The organism is Lysobacter enzymogenes, assembly GCF_017168095.1.
GTDB lineage: Bacteria > Pseudomonadota > Gammaproteobacteria > Xanthomonadales > Xanthomonadaceae > Lysobacter > Lysobacter enzymogenes_D.
In genome coordinates this window covers 1-3,566 of record NZ_LXSD01000506.1, presented here as the reverse complement: position 1 = coordinate 3,566, position 3,566 = coordinate 1, and the positions used below count along the sequence as shown (strand labels likewise).

The 3,566-nt window shown below is 71.1% G+C and carries 5 protein-coding genes; all 5 read left to right on the top strand.

Going from position 1 to position 3,566, the window contains the following annotated elements; translation table 11 throughout:
- On the top strand, nt 1-599 hold a 599-nt coding region (locus A7A76_RS20750), incomplete at its 5' end, for a hypothetical protein (protein WP_206413086.1).
- Between the two features lie 35 nt (nt 600-634).
- Nucleotides 635-850: a DUF6053 domain-containing protein gene (locus A7A76_RS26970; RefSeq protein WP_428995212.1), complete on the top strand. Its 216-nt coding sequence runs from the start codon at nt 635-637 to the stop codon at nt 848-850.
- A gap of 39 nt (nt 851-889) precedes the next feature.
- Complete coding sequence (gcvT, locus tag A7A76_RS20745; protein ID WP_206413085.1) at nt 890-2,011, top strand: glycine cleavage system aminomethyltransferase GcvT; 1,122 nt, start codon at nt 890-892, stop codon at nt 2,009-2,011.
- Between the two features lie 240 nt (nt 2,012-2,251).
- Nucleotides 2,252-2,887, top strand: coding sequence for a DsbA family protein (locus A7A76_RS20740; protein WP_206413084.1), 636 nt, complete (start codon nt 2,252-2,254; stop codon nt 2,885-2,887).
- A 113-nt stretch (nt 2,888-3,000) separates the two neighbouring features.
- Nucleotides 3,001-3,396, top strand: coding sequence for a glycine cleavage system protein GcvH (gene gcvH / locus A7A76_RS20735; protein WP_074864332.1), 396 nt, complete (start codon nt 3,001-3,003; stop codon nt 3,394-3,396).
- Nucleotides 3,397-3,566 lie beyond the last annotated feature (170 nt).

Genomic DNA, 3,566 nt, shown 5'->3' with positions numbered 1-3,566 from the left:
GCCCGCCGCCTGCTGCGGCCAAGCTCGCGCAGAACGCATCCGCGCCGGCTAAGCCGGCGCAAGCCGCGCCCGCGCCGAGCGCTGCTGCGACGCCGAGCGGGCCGATCCTCGGCCGCCCGCCGGCGGTGCGCGACGACGGCAAGACCGCGATGCGCGACTGGATCGGCCGGGTGGTGCCGCCGTATCCGGACGGCTACCGCTCCAACACCGGCGGCTGCGTCGGCAGCGGCCGCAGCGCCGAGCAGATCTGCGCGCGCAGCATCGGCACCATCGACGACAGCGAAGACCGCTCGCAACTGCTCTACGCCGCCGAGCTGGTCGGCCGCGCCGGCAACGAGGCGCGCTGGAAGATCACCGACGTGGTCGCCTATCCCAGGCTGCAGCGTGGCGAGCGCGTGTCGATTTCCACCTGCCTGTTCGACGGCGCCGGCGATCCCGGCGTGATCGCCATCGTCGACACCCTGGTCGAGAACGCCGCCGCGCGCGAGACCTTCGACGCGGTGCGCTGGGCGGTGCGGCTGGATCGCGGCAAGGGCAAGTTCGTCGAGATCAAGACCGCCGAGGTGCAGTGCTACAACGAAGGGCCCGACGGGGAGTGAGGCGGGGTTTCGCCGGGTCTCGGTAGTGCGGCCGCATCGGTGACAAAAGCATCGGGGCTGAAGCCCCTCCCACAAAAGCGCGAAGGGCTTCGGCCCCATGCTGCTGTTGTGGGAGGGGCTTCAGCCCCGACGCTTTCCTGCCCGCAGCGCCGAACCCGCATCCGGCGCACCGGCAATGCTCGAAGCCGCTCCCACCATTCGCCGGGGTACCGAAATCCGGCAAACCCGCACGCCGCGCGCATGAGGGATAATCGCCGACTCCCACCCCACCAGCAGAGCAGGCCGCGCCCATGAGCCAGAAGACCATCCTCAACGACGCCCACCGCGCACTCGGCGCCAAGATGGTCGATTTCGGCGGCTGGGACATGCCGATCAGCTACGGCTCGCAGCTCGAAGAACACCACCAGGTGCGCCGCGACGCCGGCATGTTCGACGTCAGCCACATGACCGTGGTCGACCTGCGCGGCGCGCGCGTGCGCGAGTTCCTGCGCCGCCTGGTCGCCAACTCGGTCGACAAGCTGCACAAGTCGGGCAAGGCGCTGTACACCTGCATGCTCAACGAAGACGGCGGCGTCATCGACGACCTCATCGTCTACTTCCACGACGAGGAATACTTCCGCCTGGTGGTCAACGCCGCCACCCGCGACAAGGACCTGGCGTGGATCGGCCAGCAGGCCGCCGCGTTCGGCGTCAGCGTCACCGAGCGCCCGGAGCTGTCGATGATCGCGGTGCAGGGCCCGAACGCGCGCGAGAAGCTGATCGGCCTGCTGCGCGAAGACGACCGCGCGCGTATCGGCAAGCTCGGCAAGTTCGTCGCCGGCCAGGCGCGCACCGCCGACGGCATCGAACTGTTCGTCGCCCGCACCGGCTACACCGGCGAGGACGGCTTCGAAGTGATCGTGCCCGAAGACCGCGCGGTGGCGCTGTGGGACGCGCTGCTCGCCGCGGGCGTGAAGCCGGCCGGCCTCGGCGCGCGCGACACGCTGCGCCTGGAGGCGGGCATGAATCTCTACGGCCAGGACATGGACGACACCGTCTCGCCGTACGAGGCCGCGCTGGCCTGGACGGTGTCTCTCGACGAAGGCCGTGATTTCATCGGCCGCGCCAAGCTCGAAGCGCAGAAGGCGGCCGGCGCGCCGCGGCAGATGATCGGCCTGGTGATGGACGAGAAGGGCGTGCTGCGCCACGGCCAGAAGGTGCTGACCGCGCACGGCGAGGGCGAGATCCTCTCGGGCACGTTCTCGCCGACCCTGGGCAAGTCGATCGCGTTCGCGCGCGTGCCCGCCGGCGAGATCGCGCTCGGCGCGGCCGGCAACGTGCGCGTGGACATCCGCGGCAAGGAAGTGCCGGTGCGCGTGGTCAAGTTCCCGTTCGTGCGCGACGGCCAGGCGCAGGACGGCGTGCTGGGCTGATCGCATCGGCGGCCGGTCCGGTGTGTCGCCGGACCGGGCCGTCAGCCCGTTGCCGGCCGGAAGAGGAGCGTCGGGCCTGAAGGCCCTCCCACACTTTTCTCCCCGTCGCGCCGTCCGCTCTTGTGGGAGGGGCTTCAGCCCCGACGCTCTTCGACCACAAGCGACGCACCGATCTGTTTCCATCGACCACTGCACCGATCTGCCGCCCCCCGATCTGCCGACCTGAATGGAGCTGCCACCGTGAGCGTCGTCGTCGATTACTACTTCAGCCTGATCTCGCCCTACGTCTACCTCGGTCACGCGCCGCTGCTGGCGCTGGCGCGCGAGACCGGCGCGCGCCTGGCCTACAAGCCGGTGCGCATCTTCGAACTGTTCTCGGCCAACGGCGGCCTGCCACTGGGCCAGCGCGCGCCGGCGCGCCAGCGCTACCGCCTGGTCGAACTGCAGCGCGCGCGCGCCGAGCGCGGCGTGCCGCTGAACCTGACGCCGAAACACTTCCCGGTCGATCCGGGCCTGGCCGACCGCTGCGCGATCGCGCTGTGCGAAGCCGGACGCGATCCGGCGCAGTACATGGAATCGGTGCTGCGCGCGATCTGGGCGCAGGACGAGGACATCGCCGACCGCGCGCTGCTGGCGCGGGCGTTGCGCGACGCCGGTCACGATGCCGATGCGATCCTCGCCGCGGCCGGCGGCGAAGCGGTCGCGGCGATCTACCAGGCCAACACCGCCGCGGCGATCGCCGTCGACCTGCCCGGCCTGCCGGGCTATGTCTTGAACGGCGAGCCGTTCTGGGGCCAGGATCGCGTCGACGCGCTCGGCGCGGCGCTGCGCAGCGGCCGCGCGCCGTTCCTCGCCCCGGCCGGGCCGTCGCGCTGAGCGATCGCTCCGCCCGCTCGCGCCGGTCGTCGTCACCCCCTCCCACGACGCGCCGGCATCGTTAAACTACGCGCCAATATCCGCGTCTCCCCGCAACGTCCGAGGCCCCAGCCATGAGTGAAATTCCCGGCGATCTGAAGTTCATGAAGTCCCACGAGTGGGCCCGCGTCGAAGGCGACGGCAAAGTCACCGTCGGCATCTCCGACCACGCCCAGGGCCTGCTCGGCGACCTGGTCTACGTCGAACTGCCCAACGTCGGCGACCGCGTCGAGGCCGGCAACGCCTCGGCGGTGGTGGAGTCGGTGAAGGCCGCTTCGGACGTGTACGCGCCGGTCTCGGGCACCGTCACCGCGGTCAACGCCGCGCTGGCCGACAAGCCGGAGACCATCAACGAAGACGCCTACGGCGAAGGCTGGATCTACACCGTCGAGATCGACGAGCCGGACCAGCTCAACGAGCTGCTCTCGCCGGACGACTACGCCGAACTGCTCGAAGACGACGACCACTGATCCGCCCGCCGCGGCCGACGCATCGGCCACGGCCCCGACGGGGAGCGCAGGACCGGACCGCGACGCGGCACCGGGACTCGCTCCCCGTTTCGTTTGCGGCAGGCGCGGCGCCGGCGGACGCGCATCGGCAGCGCGGCGTCGCCGCCGACCGCGAAGCGGCCGGCAGGCCT

Excerpts from the sequence above, each read along its gene's own strand:
- gcvT (WP_206413085.1), top strand. The coding sequence starts at position 890 with ATGAGCCAGAAGACCATCCTCAACGACGCCCACCGCGCACTCGGCGCC.
- gcvH (WP_074864332.1), top strand. The coding sequence starts at position 3,001 with ATGAGTGAAATTCCCGGCGATCTGAAGTTCATGAAGTCCCACGAGTGG.